The 16,224-nt window shown below is 46.8% G+C and carries 23 protein-coding genes and 5 pseudogenes; 9 read left to right on the top strand and 19 right to left on the bottom strand.

Features of this window, described 5'->3' with window-relative positions:
* The 3 genes and pseudogenes from HWQ36_RS08965 to HWQ36_RS08960 all read left to right on the top strand — a co-directional run.
* A pseudogene (locus tag HWQ36_RS08965) lies at positions 1-196 on the top strand (hypothetical protein); the annotation flags it as partial.
* Positions 129-377 (top strand): DUF1761 domain-containing protein, encoded by a 249-nt coding sequence (locus HWQ36_RS34335; RefSeq protein WP_366828670.1) that lies wholly within the window; start codon positions 129-131, stop codon positions 375-377. The pseudogene HWQ36_RS08965 and the gene HWQ36_RS34335, both read left to right, overlap by 68 nt.
* A 70-nt stretch (positions 378-447) precedes the next feature.
* Positions 448-1,014 carry a YdeI/OmpD-associated family protein gene (locus HWQ36_RS08960; RefSeq protein ID WP_292700823.1) on the top strand — a complete coding sequence of 189 codons (567 nt, stop codon included), beginning with the start codon at positions 448-450 and terminating at the stop codon, positions 1,012-1,014.
* A gap of 228 nt (positions 1,015-1,242) precedes the next feature.
* Here HWQ36_RS08960 and HWQ36_RS08955 read toward each other — a convergent pair whose 3' ends face one another.
* On the bottom strand, positions 1,243-1,710 hold the full coding sequence (locus HWQ36_RS08955) for a class I SAM-dependent methyltransferase (RefSeq protein WP_292700820.1): 468 nt from the start codon (positions 1,708-1,710) through the stop codon (positions 1,243-1,245).
* A gap of 48 nt (positions 1,711-1,758) precedes the next feature.
* Positions 1,759-1,923 carry a hypothetical protein gene (locus HWQ36_RS08950; protein ID WP_292700817.1) on the bottom strand — a complete coding sequence of 55 codons (165 nt, stop codon included), beginning with the start codon at positions 1,921-1,923 and terminating at the stop codon, positions 1,759-1,761.
* 26 nt (positions 1,924-1,949) lie between these two features.
* Here HWQ36_RS08950 and HWQ36_RS08945 point away from each other — a divergent pair, with 26 nt between their 5' ends.
* A complete protein-coding gene (locus HWQ36_RS08945) occupies positions 1,950-2,132 on the top strand; it encodes a hypothetical protein (RefSeq protein WP_292700814.1) in 183 nt (60 codons plus the stop codon).
* Here HWQ36_RS08945 and HWQ36_RS08940 read toward each other — a convergent pair.
* From HWQ36_RS08940 to HWQ36_RS08870, 15 genes and pseudogenes are all read right to left on the bottom strand, one after another.
* Entirely contained in the window at positions 2,129-2,452 is a 324-nt protein-coding gene (locus HWQ36_RS08940; RefSeq protein WP_292700812.1) for a nuclear transport factor 2 family protein, read from the bottom strand. The genes HWQ36_RS08945 and HWQ36_RS08940 overlap by 4 nt on opposite strands.
* Positions 2,436-2,561 carry a hypothetical protein gene (locus HWQ36_RS08935; protein ID WP_292700809.1) on the bottom strand — a complete coding sequence of 42 codons (126 nt, stop codon included), beginning with the start codon at positions 2,559-2,561 and terminating at the stop codon, positions 2,436-2,438. Before HWQ36_RS08935 ends, HWQ36_RS08940 begins: the two co-directional genes overlap by 17 nt.
* A gap of 26 nt (positions 2,562-2,587) precedes the next feature.
* Positions 2,588-2,821 carry a PhzA/PhzB family protein gene (locus tag HWQ36_RS08930; RefSeq protein ID WP_292700806.1) on the bottom strand — a complete coding sequence of 78 codons (234 nt, stop codon included), beginning with the start codon at positions 2,819-2,821 and terminating at the stop codon, positions 2,588-2,590.
* A gap of 5 nt (positions 2,822-2,826) precedes the next feature.
* Positions 2,827-3,078: a nuclear transport factor 2 family protein gene (locus tag HWQ36_RS08925; protein ID WP_292700804.1), complete on the bottom strand. Its 252-nt coding sequence runs from the start codon at positions 3,076-3,078 to the stop codon at positions 2,827-2,829.
* Positions 3,079-3,114: 36 nt separating this feature from the next.
* The gene (locus HWQ36_RS08920; protein WP_292700801.1) at positions 3,115-3,285 is read right to left on the bottom strand and encodes a hypothetical protein; all 171 of its coding nucleotides are present in this window, start codon (positions 3,283-3,285) and stop codon (positions 3,115-3,117) included.
* 452 nt (positions 3,286-3,737) lie between these two features.
* Complete coding sequence (locus HWQ36_RS08915; protein WP_292700798.1) at positions 3,738-4,481, bottom strand: SDR family oxidoreductase; 744 nt, start codon at positions 4,479-4,481, stop codon at positions 3,738-3,740.
* Between the two features lie 13 nt (positions 4,482-4,494).
* Complete coding sequence (locus HWQ36_RS08910; RefSeq protein ID WP_292700796.1) at positions 4,495-5,505, bottom strand: NADP-dependent oxidoreductase; 1,011 nt, start codon at positions 5,503-5,505, stop codon at positions 4,495-4,497.
* Positions 5,506-5,530: 25 nt separating this feature from the next.
* Positions 5,531-6,469 carry an NmrA family NAD(P)-binding protein gene (locus HWQ36_RS08905; RefSeq protein ID WP_292700794.1) on the bottom strand — a complete coding sequence of 313 codons (939 nt, stop codon included), beginning with the start codon at positions 6,467-6,469 and terminating at the stop codon, positions 5,531-5,533.
* Between the two features lie 185 nt (positions 6,470-6,654).
* Positions 6,655-7,116: a DUF1772 domain-containing protein gene (locus HWQ36_RS08900; RefSeq protein ID WP_292700792.1), complete on the bottom strand. Its 462-nt coding sequence runs from the start codon at positions 7,114-7,116 to the stop codon at positions 6,655-6,657.
* A gap of 307 nt (positions 7,117-7,423) precedes the next feature.
* On the bottom strand, positions 7,424-7,807 hold the full coding sequence (locus tag HWQ36_RS08895; protein ID WP_292700789.1) for a nuclear transport factor 2 family protein: 384 nt from the start codon (positions 7,805-7,807) through the stop codon (positions 7,424-7,426).
* A gap of 143 nt (positions 7,808-7,950) precedes the next feature.
* Positions 7,951-8,115 carry a hypothetical protein gene (locus tag HWQ36_RS08890; RefSeq protein WP_292700786.1) on the bottom strand — a complete coding sequence of 55 codons (165 nt, stop codon included), beginning with the start codon at positions 8,113-8,115 and terminating at the stop codon, positions 7,951-7,953.
* Between the two features lie 209 nt (positions 8,116-8,324).
* A complete protein-coding gene (locus HWQ36_RS08885; protein ID WP_292700783.1) occupies positions 8,325-8,789 on the bottom strand; it encodes a MarR family transcriptional regulator in 465 nt (154 codons plus the stop codon).
* A 22-nt stretch (positions 8,790-8,811) separates the two neighbouring features.
* The gene (locus HWQ36_RS08880) at positions 8,812-9,234 is read right to left on the bottom strand and encodes an MFS transporter (protein WP_292700838.1); all 423 of its coding nucleotides are present in this window, start codon (positions 9,232-9,234) and stop codon (positions 8,812-8,814) included.
* 12 nt (positions 9,235-9,246) lie between these two features.
* Positions 9,247-9,621 (bottom strand): annotated as a pseudogene (locus HWQ36_RS08875) (MFS transporter); the annotation flags it as partial.
* Positions 9,622-9,890: 269 nt separating this feature from the next.
* Positions 9,891-11,030, bottom strand: a pseudogene (locus HWQ36_RS08870) (ISAs1 family transposase).
* 210 nt (positions 11,031-11,240) lie between these two features.
* Between HWQ36_RS08870 and HWQ36_RS08865 the strand changes: the two are divergent.
* Positions 11,241-11,447: pseudogene (locus tag HWQ36_RS08865) on the top strand (hypothetical protein); the annotation flags it as partial.
* Here the strand turns inward: HWQ36_RS08865 and HWQ36_RS08860 are convergent.
* Positions 11,406-11,807, bottom strand: a pseudogene (locus HWQ36_RS08860) (four helix bundle protein). The pseudogenes HWQ36_RS08865 and HWQ36_RS08860 overlap by 42 nt on opposite strands.
* 266 nt (positions 11,808-12,073) lie before the next feature.
* On the opposite strand from HWQ36_RS08860, the gene HWQ36_RS08855 reads away from it, so the two are divergent.
* The 4 genes from HWQ36_RS08855 to HWQ36_RS08840 all read left to right on the top strand — a co-directional run bounded on the left by HWQ36_RS08855 (position 12,074) and on the right by HWQ36_RS08840 (position 14,774).
* Positions 12,074-12,505, top strand: coding sequence for a hypothetical protein (locus HWQ36_RS08855; protein ID WP_292700780.1), 432 nt, complete (start codon positions 12,074-12,076; stop codon positions 12,503-12,505).
* A gap of 228 nt (positions 12,506-12,733) precedes the next feature.
* On the top strand, positions 12,734-13,189 hold the full coding sequence (locus HWQ36_RS08850) for a hypothetical protein (protein WP_292700777.1): 456 nt from the start codon (positions 12,734-12,736) through the stop codon (positions 13,187-13,189).
* A gap of 350 nt (positions 13,190-13,539) precedes the next feature.
* Complete coding sequence (locus tag HWQ36_RS08845; protein WP_292700774.1) at positions 13,540-13,797, top strand: hypothetical protein; 258 nt, start codon at positions 13,540-13,542, stop codon at positions 13,795-13,797.
* Between the two features lie 2 nt (positions 13,798-13,799).
* Positions 13,800-14,774 (top strand): hypothetical protein, encoded by a 975-nt coding sequence (locus HWQ36_RS08840; protein WP_292700772.1) that lies wholly within the window; start codon positions 13,800-13,802, stop codon positions 14,772-14,774.
* Positions 14,775-14,783: 9 nt separating this feature from the next.
* On the opposite strand, the gene HWQ36_RS08835 is transcribed toward HWQ36_RS08840, so the two are convergent.
* Positions 14,784-15,998, bottom strand: a complete 1,215-nt coding sequence (locus HWQ36_RS08835; RefSeq protein ID WP_292700835.1) for an acetate kinase — start codon at positions 15,996-15,998, stop codon at positions 14,784-14,786.
* Positions 15,999-16,224: the final 226 nt, after the last annotated feature.

The raw sequence follows: 16,224 nt of genomic DNA, 5'->3' as shown, positions 1-16,224 counted from the left end.
ACACAGAAACTGCATGAACGAAAATCCCCTAAAAAGGTACAAAGTCAACAGCCTAGGTGCAACCCCAAACTTAGGGACAGTCTCATTTAGTGGAGAGGCTGAAGCGATTTTTAATCAAACCGCTGCCAATGTGCTGCATCTTTGGCCTAGTCACAACAATTGCCAGTGCGATTTTTATCCGAGCATTGAAGATTGAGTCTGTTGCCGACGGACTGATCTTTGGTGCCATCGTCGGGATTGGGTACTTGGCTTCCACAACGGTCAACACTGGGATCAACCCTAACATTCCACGCCCTCTGGTCTATGGGTTAGTCAGTGGAAGCTACTTCTTCTTGGCAGGACTAATCGTTAGTGTCATTCTCGTTACCCTGAACTAGATCGACCGGGCTATGGCAAGCTTCTATCCGGGCTACCCGGTAGAAACAACACTGACGAGAGCAATGAACAATGAACCTATTCGATGATGGTGGTGTCGTCTTGTTTGAAACCTCAGATGCCTGGGAGCAATGGCTAACGGAACATCACCGTTGCGCTCAGTTAGTCTGGCTACAGATTGCCAAGAAAGGTGCCTCAAGCAAGACGGTTACTTACGATGAGGCCCTTGATATTGCCCTGTGCTTTGGATGGATAGACGGGCAAAGAAAGAGGCAAGATGAACGCTACTTCCTGCAGAGGTTTACTCCACGGCGGAGAGGCAGCCTATGGTCAAAACGCAATGTGATCAAAGCGATACGGTTGTTTGAAGCGGGAAAGGTACAACCCTCGGGACTTGCGGAAATTGAGGTTGCACAGAACGATGGGTGCTGGCATAGAGCCTACGACTCATCCAGGTCTATGTCAATTCCCGATGATTTCTTATCTGCTCTTCAAAAAAATCGCAGGGCGGAAGAGTGCTTCAATGCCCTCAATAAGGCAAGCCTATACGCGATTGGATTCCGCCTTCAAACTGCCAAAACACCAGAAATACGACAACGACGCATTGATGCTGTAATGAAACTGTTAGAGAGCGGTTAGGGGATCGTTTGATCGTGTACAGTTCAGCTCGTCTCTTTATCGGCTGCTCACAGCAGTCCTATAGAACCCATCTGACATCTTTTTTTAGGTTATTGCAAACATCCGTAGGGGCGAAGCATTTGCACCAGGATCGGCTAAATTGAGCGGCAAGCGATCGCCTCCAACTCAACACCGAAATATTACAATATTGTCCGCTCCAATGATGTGTTCGGCGGCTGTTGGGGACTTCTAATTCGTCGCTGTTCGCTTTGAAAACCAAGCGTGAATGAAAAGGGTTTGGAAGAACAACACCGGAGTATTGAAGCCGCCCGCTGCGATTATTGCTTCGATTTCAGGTGGGGTTAAAGCCGCGATATGAAGACGCCAGGCAGCGCGCACCTTTTCGATGTCTTCTTCACTCCAGCCGGAGCCTCCAAGCATTCGCAGCCAAACTTCAAACAAGCTTTGGTGAACCGGAGGCGACATGCCCAGAACCAAATCGGAACTAATCAAAACTCCGCCTGGACGAAGGCGTTGCGCGATTTGACCGAAAAAGTGGCTCCGCTCTTCCGCTTTCTTCAAGAATTGAGAGACCAGAAGGCAAGTCGCCGCATCGAACGGGTCAGAAGCGGGCAGCGAGTCGAGATAGCCTTCGTGGAACGTGCAACGCGAGGTGATGCCATTTTCTTCGGCTTTTTGACGGCCGATGTCCAACATCGCAGACGCAGGCTCGACCGCCGTGAACTGACACACAGAATCCGTGCCTCAGCCGGAAGCTCGGCGAAAATTAGGCGCATTAACGAAAAGAGCGCATCGCGCCCCGACACCCAAAGAGCGGTTTTCTCGTCGTAGGAAGCCGCAACCTTTTGGTCGAATAGGATGGGTGACTGTTGGTTTTGCATGATGAAAGCGAATGAGTCCGCGATTCATATTTTACGCAGTTGAATGTTGTTGCAATGAAACCAAGCCGCGCGCAGCGGGTGAGCTTGATCGTTCGGCCGCTATTGGCGACTCTTAATTTAGGTTGTTCGCTTGACATACCAAGCATGAATGAGGAAGGCTTGAAAGAGACACCTTATTGCTTACGCCGCACTGTTGGTTTCATCATTGACCTCGGTTTTGATGACGAAAGCCTTTAATTCGGCAATCTTACCGCCGCGAAAACGCCAGACATCGCAGTACGAGTGATGAACTGCCTTACGTCTTCGTCCTTCAATGTTATGTCGCCGAGTACCGTGACGAAATCACCTTCAGCGATTAAGTTAGTGACCGTAAACTTTGGCGGCTCGATGTACGTCGCTGCCATATATTGGCGAACGGCTTCTTTTCCTTTAAGGGTCTGGTCGCCGACAAACGTCCATTCCGTGTCGTCGGCGCAAAACGACAGAAATTCTTCATAGTTGCCTTCAGCGACAGCCGCATTTGCCTCTTCTAAGATTGCTTTATTTTTCTCTGACATCTGAATCTCTCCTCTGTTCAAGTGGATGCAAGGTAACTCCGGCTAACAAGGGTTCACCTTGAACGGTTGGAGCAAGACCTGCACGAATTACTTTTGTTCCAATTTTCATTAACCGAACATTTACCGTTTATGGTGCTACGGCATAAACGCATCAGCGATAACTTGTGGGTTCCAAAACTCGCGGTACTTCGACATCTTCTCGCCGCGCATTTCAATGCGTCCGATGTATGTTTGCTCGTATTTCCGCCCGGTGGCGGTCACCTCGGCAGACCCTTTGAACTCGACAAAGACGACATCCGGGTCTGTCGTCGCAAAGAAGGTCAAGTCCCAAAATTGCCAATTGTCTGCAAGCTGCGGCAAGCCGATCATATACTTTACGATTTTAGGGGAAAAGAAAGTATTGTCTGATTTAGATGCGGCAAGCCGGTCATATACTTTACGATTGCTTCTTTGCCTTCGACGCGCGAAGGAAATCCAGCGGGCGCAAAAGGAAATTCGTAGACGGCATCGTCGGTTAGAAGTTCAGCGTAGTTTGATGTGCTTTGCGGGTCAAACACAGCTAAATGCGCCTCGAACACGCGGCGCGCTCTTTCTGTTAATGCCATTTTATCATTTAGACTGTTCATAATTTTTGATCTCCAAGTTATTGTTTTTGTGCCAGATTAAGCCGTTCCGCCGTTAATGCCGATGTTTTGCGCCGTAATCCATTTGGCGTTGTCACCGACAAACGTCCATTCCGTGTCGTCAGCGCAGAACGACAAGAATTCTTCATTGTTGCCTTCAGCGACAGCCGCGTTGCCCTTTTCTAAGATTGCTTTATTTTTCTCTGACATCTGAATCTCTCTTCTGTTCAAGTAAATGCTTTAACGGAGCGGTTTCCCTACTGGTTCGACGCTCGCCTTCAACTGTTCTTGTAGATTCAGGAATGCAGGTACTACAACTATACGCCTACTCCAAATCGCCGCCAAACCTCGCGCAGCCGCCGAACGACCAAGCTCACCCGCTGCGCCTTGTTCTATCGCGGTTGGTCACTTCTAGTCACTGTTGCTTAATACTTCTTTTATCTTTTCGACCTTTCATCTTTTCGACGCGTTCGGACACATGGCCAAGCCTGAACACCGCGTTTATAATTTGTGGCAATAGTTGTCTATCGAGACATAATAAACCTTTTGCTTAAGAACCTATCCGAAGAGGCAGACACGACCTATTTGGATAGGTTCTAAGTCGGTTCTGTAATCTCATAAACGACTTAGGAAAGAGGTCTATTGTATCCCCTGATTATGGATTACCAGGGCACTTCGCCGTCTTCTTCGGTGAAGTGCCCGCTTGGAGCGGCGGGTTGGGCCAGCGCCAGGCGCACCGGCTCGCTCGCGCCCTGCTCGGTGGTGCGCGGGCCGCTATGCCCGTTCAAATCGGTCGCCGTGTAGCCGGGATTGGCCGAGTAAACCTTGATCTTGGAATCGGCTAATTCTTTGGCCAGTGCGACGGTGAAGGCGTTGAGCGCGGTTTTGCTGGCGCGATAGGCGAAAGCCGGAACCGAATACTGCTCGTAATTTGGGTCGGAGGCCCACGTCAGTGAACCTAAATCGCTGCTCATGTTGATAATGCGGGCATCGCCCGATTTTCGCAAAAGCGGCAACATCGCTTGCGTGACGGCAAAGACACCGAAAAAGTTGGTGTCAAAGGTCTGGCGCAGCTTCTCCATCGAAGCCTGGCTCGGCGGCTCCGTTTCCAGCGCGACGCCCGCGTTATTAATCAGAATATCAAGGTGCCCGAAGTCGCTCTCGATGGATTGAGCCGCCGCTTCGATGCTCGCCTCATCCGTCACGTCGAGCGCTATTAAATGAGCGCTGAAGCCTTTGCCGCGCAGGGTTTGCACGGCGGCTTGGCCGCGCTCGGCGTCACGCGCGCCAACTAAAGTCGTGAGACCGCTCCCTCCCAGTTGCCGCGCGATTTCCAGTCCTAAGCCTTTGTTGGCTCCGGTTACCAAAACGATCTTTTGGTTCTTGTCATTTGTCGAAATGTTCATAATATGGGTGGCTTTACTTGACCGTGAGCACAATCTTGCCTTGGATGTGTCCACTGGCGGCTCGCTCGTGCGACTTTTGGGCATCGGCAAGCGGAAACGTGCTGTCTATGGCGACTCGAACCATGCCGGCATCCAGCAAGCGTCCGAGTTCCGCGAGTTGCGCGCCATTCGAGCGCACCTGGGTCATCGAGACCGTAACGCCCAGCTTCGCGGCCTCCTCCGCGTCAGAGAAGCCTGGGAATACCGGGAATAAAGCGCCGCCACGCTTGAGCGTGCGGAGGAAACGCCCGGTGGTGGGACCGCCGAGGGTATCGAGGACGAGATCAACGTCCTGCGCGACATCTGCGGGGGTGTTCTTGGTGTAGTCGATAAATTCGTCGGCACCGATCTCGCGCAGGAAGGACTCCTGTGTGTTCGATGCCACCGCGATGACGTGCGCGCCCTGCCATTTCGCCAACTGCACCGCGAAGTGCCCCACGCCGCCCGCGGCACCATTAACCAGCACCGTCTTGCCGTCGAGCGGCGCCGGGCGATGCATCTCCGGTTGCAGCGGGTTCGGTTCGTTGTGCCCCAGCTCGATCAGGAACTGCCACGCGGTGAGGCCTGACATTGGCGCTCCCGCGGCGTGCACATGATCGATGTCGGTCGGCTTGCGTGCTAAGTCCGACGCAGGCGCAGCGACATACTCGGCATAAGCGGCGCTCTCTCCGTAGCTAGGAAAGCGAATCATGCCGAAAACTTCATCGCCGACGGAGAAGCCCTGCACATTCGTGGCGACGGCCTCGACAACGCCCGACACGTCCGACCCTGGAATGACGGGCAAGGGCACCAGCGGACGAAACTTGGGTGGGAGCATCTTATACCCGTCGGCCAGATACCAGTCGGGAGGATTGATGCCAGCCGCGTGAACGCGAACAAGCACCTCACCCGACTTCAGTTCGGGCATAGGCGCATCTTCGTAACGCAGCACCTCAGAACCACCGAACTCGTGCAGCCTGATCGCTTTCATGGTGTTTGTCGGCATTGCCCTTTCGCCTTCATCGAAATGTTCATAATGTAGGTGGATTTGTCGCGGCTGCGAAGACCTGAGCGGGAGACGTGGTGCCAGTGACTGTTGCTGTTCCCGGCACGCCGAAATGAATCCAGCCCGCATTGAAGCCGTCCTCCATCTCTTCCCAGTTGCCGATTTGGTCAGGGGCCAAACCCATCGTTTTTAGGGTCTGCGTCCAATACTCGCGCGGAATCGACCTCGCCTTGACGGGCGTTCCCAAAACCTGCGTTATGGCGCGGGCGATTTCATCGGGTGTAATGGGCGAACCAATTTCCACGATTCTGTGGCCGTCCCAGCCTTCGATGAGCAGTCGAGCGATTTCGGCGCCGACATCGGCAGTGGCCACCATCGGAAATGGATGGTCTGTCGGCTGCAAAAAGCTGTCGAACCAACCGGTCGAAGCGGCGCGCTCCAACAAGCCGAGGAAATTTTCTATCAACGCACCGGCCCGCACGAAAGCGGTCGGGAAAGGCAAGTCACGCAACTCCGCTTCGAGCAGATGGGTTTGGGTGATGTTGCCCAATCCGCTCGTTTGCTCCGAGCCAACCGAAGACAAAACCACCAATCGTGGCGGCGGCGTTTGGGCCAGCGCCGCAACGAAACTGCCGTTGAGGGCTGTGGCTTCGGGGAAATCCGGCGACACGCCAAAAGGCGTCGGCTGCATCAAAAACGCGCCTTCAACACCTTCCAGAGCGGAAGCAACGGCTTGGGCGTCGGTCAGGTCGCCCGCGCGGACTTCGACGCCCTTTTGCGTCCACGCGGTGGCCTTTTGTGGGTCGCGGGCCAGAGCGCGCACGCTGTGACCCGCGTCCAGAAGCTGTTGCGCGGTGGCACCTCCGATTTTTCCAGTGATACCTGAGATGAAATACATGATTAAATTTCTGGCGAGGGTTCTTCTAAATTTTGCGCTGCATTCATTCTCCTGATTATAATGCACGTAGCCAAGCTGCGCGCCGCGATAGAACGTTGCCCATCACCCGCCGCAGAAACCTCAAATACTCAATAGATCATCTCTCGACGGTCGGTGTGCATGGGCGTTGTTATGCGACGACCTCGTACTTACAAAACAGACTACTTCCCACGCTTACTGAAACCCGATTTTAGAGCTTCAGATTTAGTAGCTTAAGAAGAATAGTTCTTCAATCCCACTGATAACAAAACAAATGCAGACATTAAAAGTATGACTCTGAGCCAGTTATAGAAGTCCCATCTGCTCCTGATACTCTCCCAATCTGAAGGTAAATTGTTGAGATCCCATTCCTTAACTTGATTATTCAAAGGAACTGGAAAGATGAGACTGAAGGGAATCACAATAACCCAAATTAGGGCAGCAGCACATAACCAAGGAAACGCGGATGGAGAGTAGAACCATGCCATCACGCATACAAAAATGTGTAGCGCTGTAGTTACCGCCATCCACATCGGCATCACTCCGCCATAAAGATGTGCAAAACGCTGTATCGCAGAGAGATTTGAACGATGATCTTGACGAGATAAGGACGGATGTATAAACGCAGCTACAGCAAATTCGTTGCCTGTAAGAAGAGCAGAGTTCAATAGCAGGGCTAGAATCACTGGAATCATTGAGCCTCCTCTAAATAGTTGCTTAAACTCCACACTACTTTAAAGATTAGTTACCCCAAAGACAACTTCAAATCGCTGCCCTAACCAACAATCTAAGCTGCATAACAATCAAGCTCAGCCGTCGCCGGAAGCCGGAGCGAGGAACGATCGTAGGCTGTAGGCGGTCGAGTGCAGCGCCTTGTTCGGCGGCTTGTCTAATGGTAGGGCGGCAATGCTTGTTCTAACAGAAGATGGCTTCTAAAGGCACATCAGTTGAAACAAAAGCAAAATCACCAACGGCTGTAATATTTGTGACCACAGCGCATGGTTAGGCACTGAGTCCAGACGATGGAAGTGGGCAGACTTCCATCGCTTGAATCAAGCCATGCTCAATGGTGAAACGGTGGCCAACGTGTTCATCGGCAAGCACGGCTCCAGCCAGATCGCGCACGACCTGATGCACCTCGACCAAGACCTGCCCAGCGTCCTCCGGGTAAAAGGCAATCGGCTCGACGTGTGGATTGATCTCGCTCCACTGCTCTGTCCAGTAAGCGCGGACTTCCTCAGGCCCACGGGCAAAACCGCCTTTGAACGCCTTCGGCCAGACCACGTCGGGAGTCATGAGGGCGATGGCGGCATCAATGTCGCGCGCGTTGAAGTCCGCATACGCTGCGCGTAGCAGCTCGATTTCTGGTGCAGGTTGATTTGGCATATTAATTCAGCATACAACACCGCGCGCAAGCCACCGAACTAGGCAATCAGCGATATTATTGCTGCAAATGCTTCGCCCCTACAAACCCCGCGATCGCCAAAAACCTTTCTGAAATCCGGATTTGGGTAGATGTCAAATGGGTTCTATAAATTGAAAAGAACTTTCAACCCCTCTTTCAGTGATGTAGGCTGTCGCCCCAGCAGGTTTTCCAGATCGGGGCTAATCTCTTCTTCCTGCCCGTTCTTAATATCCGTTAGAAAACCCACGACCTTTTGAATCATCGCGTCCGGTGTTCCACGTTCTTTCATTTGCGTCTCAAATGCTGATTTCTCAGCAGGAGTATAACCGACTTTTTTACCTGATAAGTCGGAAAGGGTAGCCGCAACATCGTCAAATTTCGAGTAGATTGTTGACGACTGTTGTCCCCAACTGTCCGGTGGCTCCTGTGATCAAGATCATAATTTCTCCTTTTTTGTTTGAATTCTGTTCTGCGCCTGAAGATATTGACTGTATATCGTCAACTATCGGTTTGCATTTTCTGCGTAATCGCGCCTAGAAGTGCGACAGAATGAGTGATTTGTTCCGCGTCAAAGTCTTCGGCGATCGCATTTGTCCACTGCCATTCACGCTCCAAGGCGTCGTCATACGCTGACTTGCCTGCTTCTGTGAGGAGCAGGTGCATCGATCGGGCGTTGCCGGAATTGGCGGCAAACTCAAGTAGTCCGTCACTTACCATGTCGTCAGCGAGTCGTTGAACGGCCTGCCGCGTTAAGCCCATATACCGCGCCAGTTCGCTGACGGTGACTGGTTTTTCAAGGGCGCATAACTCACTCAGCGTTTGCCACCTTGCATTGGTGATGCCTGTACCCCGCATGAGGCGTGTTCCTGACTTCTGCACCGTGGCGTTCATCCGCAGTACGGCGCGGATTAGATCAGTTACAGCATTGGACGCGGGCGTTTTCTGACTATGGTAAAAAGGCACGTTCTTGTTTCCCGCTTATTATTTAGATAGTGCGAACACGGGTCAAAGTCAGCATTTGGGTCTTAGACACTGCGAAACCCAAGGCAATAACGACTAAGATGCCTCCAGTGATCGCGTAGACTGTGCCTAAGCCCAGAGTTTTAGTAAATGGCTGGGTGACGATCGGTGACAAAAACTGTCCCAAAAATATCGCGGTGGAAAGCCCCCCCAACGCCCGATCCCTAATTGCTTCAGGTACAGTGGTCATTAGCCAAATCGACATATTGGGCATTAAAAGTCCTACCCCCATTCCACAAAGAGCTAGTCCAGTTAATACTTGTGCCCAGTTTGATGACTGACCAATTAGTAAATAGCCAATACCCATTAGCCCAAAAACTAAAGGCAGAAAAGTGACAAACTCAATGCGCTGTTTTATGTTGTCATAGTTGACTGAGGCGATCGCCATCCCAGTTTGAGAAGGTACGGCCGCTACCAAATTCTTGAGGAAAAAAGGCATCTGAACCGGAATTAGATAAAACGCAATTTGACTGAGCGTCGTCAATCCATACGCGACGACCATGACCCCGATCGGGATAGATTGGATCACCATCTTGGCATCATCTGAGGCTCGTTCAGACGATGTTGGCTGCACCGCAGGGGGTTCGACAATAAACAGAATAATTAGCGGCGCAATCAGCCATGCAAACAGATAAATTCCAAAGGGATAATGCCAACTTTGTTGCGCGAGGATGCCGCCTAAGGTCAAAAACAACACGCCACCCAGTCCCATAAATCCGGACTGTAGACCCATAAACGCCGCACGGTTGGGGCCGCTATAGTAATCGGCAACTAGGGTAGGGGAGCAATGTAGGGAAAACGCATCTTATTTCCTAATAAAAACTAAGAGAGATTTCAAAATGACATAGACAGTTGTAAAAATCGAGAAGATGATAAATAAAACAAATGGATTATCGCTGAAAACATGAATTAGCTTATTTGAAGCTGAATAATTATTTATTGATCCTAAAACAACTCAAAATTCGAGTTTATAAAAGTATGTTTATCTCAAAGAAAAGTGAGATTTTCCTTAAAGATTTAAATTTAATTTCTGATATATTTAGTTTATGCTAACCCGAAAACTCTTGATAAATAATTGTTATCCAACCCAGCGAGAAACTGTTTATTTTTTATTCCACGTTTGACACGCTTCTCTTTACCTAAAAGATTGACTGCAATATGTCTGAGGATTGCAAAATTCTGTGGAGCATTATCTTTTCTAATGCGACAGTCATCTTCCCTCAAGGCGACATCTAATATCCAATGTAATGAATTCTCAATTCCCCAATGACTGCGAATAGAATTACCAAACTGTTTAGCATTTGACTCAAGGCTACTGATAAAATAATGGGTTTCAACCGTTGTTTCACCATTTAATGAACGGACGGATTCTACCATCCCAACACTATTAAAGTTTGACCAAACTGAATCTGGATTAAGCCGAGACTGAATTTGAGATAACATCACATAGTGGCGGATTTCATGACGACCATGCCCTATTTCATCTGTTTTATATGTACTATGTTCAATCCCCTCAAAACCTGTATTTATCCCTGACTTAAATAGTTTTTCTACCTCATCATAAAGATTTCCCTGATTCTTTTTTAACGTAATTACATAATCTGCATCTTGCTGTGTGATTAATTTCACGATTTCTTTCTGGCAGCCAATTGCATCAATTGTCACAATACATCCAGACAGTTCTAAGACCTTTAATAATTCTGGAATTGCTGTAATTTCATTCGATTTTTCATCCACCTTCACTTGTCCCAACACCAATCTATTTGTAGTTGCCCAGGCGCTTACCATTTGAATTGCGCTTTGTTCACTGCTTTTATCATCAGAACCACGTCAGGTCTTTCCATCAATTGCTACTACTTCACCCTCGGTTATCTGATGTATTGATTTTATCCAATCAAGAAAACATAATTGAAACTGTTGGGGATTTACTTGTGCAAATACTCGCGCAAAAGTATCATGAGATGGAATGCCATTTGGCAACTCTAAAAATGTTTGTAACCACTCATACTTCGCACAACCATAAGTCTCTATTCCTACCCAACCATCTGCTCCACAAATAACCGCACATACGGCAATGGTCATGATATCAATTAAATTGTGTCGTTTGGTACGATCTATGCGTGGATCTTCTATGACACTAAAGTAGTCAGCAATTGTGATTTTTGGCAAGATCGCTTCATTCAACTATAATCTGGTTCTTTTTGTTTAACGCACTATCGAATTTACTACAAAAACGAACCCGTATTGCTTGGCAGCCGTCGGCTGCCACAAACTCCCCTACAACGATTATCATTCTTATTCAATTTCATGCCTAATTCTCTGAAGTACTGTGTGGTAGAGTGTTGGGGAATTCCACCTTGATTATCGATCTTTAATATTTAGATGCGTTCGCCCTACATATTTTGTTCACTTCAAGCTTTTATTAGATTGAAGTTTATGCGGTCTGAAAAAATAATTAGCAATTGGTACGAAGTACAACGGAATATGTTCACGTTAGTTGTACGTGAGCATATTTTTGCAAACCTTAGCAGTGATGGCATCATCGTAAGAATTCAGGAGTCAGGAGTCAGAATTCAGAATGGAATTAGCATAGCTTGTTAGTAATTTACTAACCTCCTCAAGTTGAAGCATTAATCCTGATGTGTCACCGGCAGTCGCTCATGGGGGAAACCCCCAAGACCGCGCTGCCTCACCATAGTCAAGGTCTTTTGAAAGAATTAAATAGTAGCGGCATTCCTCTACAGAGCCTTGTGCAATGTTCATAAACCGTACTTTGTCTGTTGCTCCCTTTTTCTTAAAACCCTCCCTACGGGACGCTCCGCGAACAGCTATATTTGCTGCAATAGAGATTGCTGCTCGTCTAAATTGGGAAGTAAGTCCATATATTTCCGATTTAGTAAATTGACCAGTAAATTGATATACCAATAAAACAAACTGGTGTGCTTTTTGCCAAACTATCAAATCTTGGAATGTGCAAGGCTTGTTGTCTCATTTATTCTGGCTCCTGAATTCTGACTGAGTCAGCCTTTATCATTTTTATCCTTGATCGAAGCAAATAGCTTTACGATGGGTGATGCGTAAAGCCCCCGAATGCGCTTTGCTAAATTCAGGGGAAATAAGCGAAAGATAAAAACGCCCACAAAGTTACTACAAAGTACTTTAGTAACTTAACCCGAATTTCTCACGAAGTTTGAAGAAATAGGGGTCAAAAACTGCCAAAATGTATATTGCAAAACAATTCCAGCAGTTTAAAGTATGACCCCCAAATAAAAATCACAGAGTTGACCCAAGAGGAGCAAAGCGATCGCCTTCACCTAGAGCGGCGTGTGGAAAGAGCGTTTTTTGAGGCGGGGAAGGCGCTGATGGAACTGCGCGATCGCAGGCTGTATCGCTCCACACACAAAACCTTTGAAGATTATTGCCGCGATCGCTTTGGGCATAGTCGGCAACAATCAAATTATTTGATTGCCGCAGCTGGTGTTTACGAAAATTTGACAACCATTGGTTGTCAAAATGTGGCAAATGAGAATTTGACAACCAATGGATCACAAATTCTGCCCACGAGTGAGCGCCAATTTCGACCCATGACCAAGCTCGAACCCCAGGAACAGCAAGAAGTGTGGCTAACGGCAGTAGAACTTGCTGGTGGGCATTCGTGAGAGGTTAAGATCGGATAACATTTGTCAATAAGCAATAGTACTTAAAATATTGCAAAAAATCGGGGTTAGAAACAGAATTTTTGAGCAGGCGATCGCGTCATCTTAATAGGCATCATTCATTTTTGACCTATCAGTTCAGTACAAGAGTTAAGTTCATACCTCCCTTTTTCCCAAATTTTCAGCATAATTTCTAATTGACAAAAGTAAGATTCTCTTAACCTCTCACCGATGGCTGGTGGGAAAGTGCCTACTGGTAGAATCGTCAAAGATGTGGTGCAACGCATCATAGAGAGAACCCAAGTACCCAATACGTACCAAATTGGTGAAGTCTGCCAAATCCTTGCAAAAGAGAACCCAGAACTCAGAGGTAAGGGTGGCTGCTGGGGGATAGTCATAAGAGTGAATGATTTTAGTTGCACTGTCAAAAGCTGGGATGGGGAGTACACCGTTGCTTTGCAGCACCTCAAATCTTACAATTACCTGCCTGCCGAGTGTCAGCAGATGCGGGTGATATGCGATCGCATTAATTGGGTTTATTCCGATTCGCTAGAGGAGACAGTCAAAAGTCTGTTGCAGTTATTGGGGAAGGTGAATTGTCCTTATTTAACTGCTGTGGAAGAGAAATTGTTGGGTTTGATAGAGCGGGAATATGGGGTTGAAGAAGTAGCAGGTGATTCTAAATAAACCTTGGAGTAGTAAAAAATAGTAATGTAGATAAATTGTTAAGATATTGCGATCGCTTTTGGTATCTTCCTCAACCGAATTTCTCCCTGCCTAAAATCATACACTGGCTCACAAGTAGTAATACAATCAAGTGCTGCCGTTCGCCTTGGATGAGCGATAGCGTGTTTACTGAAAGACGGCGAAAAAGCCTGTCTTTCGGTAAATTATTTAGGTGACAAGGAATAATAAAATCCTAATTCTGTATCTTCTCTATTCATTGAACGCGTTAAAAGTTTTTCATAAGGGATCAAAACATCCTCTGACTTTTCCAGATAGCGTGAAAAGTCAGATTTGTTCGTACCCTACGTAAAATGTATGAATTAAAAGCTGCACTTGATGGTGGTAACGTGACAAGTATCAAAACTGATATTATTTTTGCTCAAACTGTCATGCAGTTAGATGGAGATATTATTACTCGTTACCATAAAGAACTATTTAGTTTATCTGAAGACGCTAAAAATCTAATCATTAATACACATAATCAAGGAGTTATCTCTGGAGAAAAGCAGTGGCGTGGAACATTTAGTTTTTTGATTAGTTTGGTACAGGGTATCGCAAATTTATCTTGATAATGAACGCCAACATAACAAAAACAGACAATCAAGCTGATGTTATACTCTCTCTATTTCTACAAGTTCCTCAAGGCGATCGCTTTGAACTTAAGCTTGAACGATCGCAGTGTAGTTTTTACCTAAATGATACTATTGTAGAACAGATTCAGCAAGCACAAAAAACTGGTATTTCTCTGTATATTCCGCCAAAGCTGATAATTACTCTGTGGTATTATGCCTGTTTTAGTAATAATGTGGTGTTTGGAGAAACAAAAGAAATTACTGAAAAACAGGTGAGTAATTTTTTCTATGTTACTGTGATAGTCAATATTATAAAATCTCTTCTGAATAAAACTGCACGAGGCAAAACAAGCTTACAGTCTGGGCTTACCTTTAATTCTTACTATGAGCAGCCTGAATCAGCATCAGATACTTATGAAGAGAAAGACATCATTTTGCAAAGCACTATCCTCCTTCATGGTGATATATTCCATAAAATCAAGTTGGATTTTATGCAAAATCCCAACTGTTCAACAATTATCTCTGCTCATTATTGGCTGACTGAACAAATACTAAGTTGCTTTCAGGCTAAACTAAATCTGCTAATTTGGGAGATAGCTTCACTGTTTCCGGCTGCTTTTGTAGCCTATAGTTTATATCCAGCAAATGGAATATTATCGATATTTGCTTGGATAGGCTTCGCTATATTATTTGCTACTACTCGGTATGTACTTGTAAATCAACTTCAAAGACGTACTTCTATCGATTCTAAATTAATAAATTGGTTTGCATGGATGATGATTTGTTTCATCCCTAGTGTTACTGTTAGTGCTATTAGTAACTTTAGTGATGCTAAGTCTTTATTATTGCCATTGTTATCACTTATTGCCCCAAAACTTGCAGATTTCATTTTAAGCTTTATCAGGCCACGAGCTTGGAAAATTATCTTTATGTTAGTTTCTGTCGTTAGAACTATTTTTAAATTTTTTAAGTAGATTCTACTTTTATTTTTGCAAAAGTTGCCAACACTGACTAGCGATCGCCCAATCTTCTTGAGTATGAATCACTAATACCCGCACTGCTGAATCAGTTGTTGCAATATCTTCATCAACAGGTTCTTGCTGATTTTTCTCAAGATCGAGTTTCAATCCCAAAAAACCAAAGGCTTCACAGGCGGCTTGGCGAATTTCCGCAGAGTGTTCACCTACACCTGCTGTAAACACCAAAGCATCTAATCCGCCCAAACTGGTAAGCATTGCACCGATACCAGAACGTAGACGATGTACGTAGATATCCCACGCCAGTTGAGCGCGAGAATTACCTTGAGCTATTGCTTCTCTCACTTCCCGCATATCGCTAGATACACCCGAAATACCCTTTAACCCAGAAGCTTTATTTAAGATATCATCCAACTTTTCGACGGAATAATCGCAGTACCGCAACAGATAAATCAGAATCCCCGGATCGACTGAACCAGAACGACTACCCATCATCAATCCTTCTACAGGCGTGAATCCCATTGTGGTATCAATACTGCGGCCGTTTTTAATCGCCGCCAAAGAGCAACCATTGCCAAGATGACAGGTAATTAACCGCTCAGGTGGAACATCTCGACCGAGGATTTGGGCGGCACGTTGAGAACAGTATTGATGACTAATACCATGAAACCCATAGCGACGGATACCTTGCTCTACCCACTGATATGGGCCGGGATAGATTGCTGCGGCATCAGGTAAAGTGGCATGAAATCCGGTATCAAAGACTGCTACTTGAGTGACATCTTTTGAGATTTTTTCAATTGCTTCTATGCCTTCCAAAGCAACTGGATTATGTGCTGGAGCGAGGTTAGATAGACGAGCGATCGCCTTTTTAACATCCTCCGTAATTACCACACTATCTCGATAATCCTGTCCACCATGTACTATCCGATGCCCTACCACATCGATATCTGACAACCGATCAATTACTTTGGTAGCACCATCACTAAGTGTATGAAGCATATAGGTGAGGTGTGCCTGTGGAGAATCATCAGAAATTGATTCTTGCATTGCACTCGTAGCGGTTTTCACCTCAATTTCTGCCACACCGCGATCTTGAGTCCAGTTGATTTTTCCTTCCCAAAGGGGTTGGGCTGCTTGGGTGGAGAAAGCCTCGTCTGCAATTTCATACAGACAACTTTTTTGGGTACTCGATCCGGCATTCAGCACCAATATCTTCATAGGACAACATAAAAACATCACCTCCTTTGATCATGTCACTAAGTGTAGCCTCATGCTTCTAGCCTATAGACAGAATAATTCGTAATTCGTAATTCGTAATTCGTAATTCGTAATTAAGTTTTTTGACGGGGATTTAGCGCAAAGTGCGGTCTTGGGGTCTCCCCCGCCGCAGGATGCGCGAAGCGCTGTAGAGGAGCAACTTTGCAAGACAGACCCCGACCCAAAA

This window comes from Nostoc sp. NMS2, assembly GCF_017115105.1.
Classification (GTDB): Bacteria; Cyanobacteriota; Cyanobacteriia; order Cyanobacteriales; family Nostocaceae; genus Nostoc.
This window is presented reverse-complemented; position numbering and strand designations above follow the sequence as displayed.